The following is a 253-nucleotide window of genomic DNA, read 5'->3' as shown; positions in this document are numbered from 1 at the left end:
GAAACACGATGTCGAAGACGCGCTGTTTCTCGTCGATGACGCAGACGATCTGATCGGTGGGCTTCGCCGCGAAAACTACAGCTACCGCGTCGAACAACACGGCTTCAGAAATTCTGTCGAACGTGTCTTTCGAGAAGTAGAACGACGAACCTCTTCGTTTTCAAACTGTTTTAGCCACGTCGATCCACCGACCGCGGAAACGTGGTTGCAAGCCCACGCCGTCTGGTGGAATCATGCTTAAGTTAACACGACG

General features: G+C 52.6%; 1 pseudogene. It reads left to right on the top strand.

Features of this window, described 5'->3' with window-relative positions:
• A pseudogene (locus EXE50_RS17595) lies at window positions 1-241 on the top strand (IS6 family transposase); the annotation flags it as partial.
• Between the last annotated feature and the right edge of the window lie 12 nt (window positions 242-253).

The organism is Halorubrum sp. ARQ200 (genome assembly GCF_005435115.1).
GTDB classification, from domain to species: domain Archaea; phylum Halobacteriota; class Halobacteria; order Halobacteriales; family Haloferacaceae; genus Halorubrum; species Halorubrum tropicale.
The sequence above is the reverse complement of the archived record's forward strand: the minus strand, read 5'-3'. Positions and strand labels throughout refer to the sequence as shown.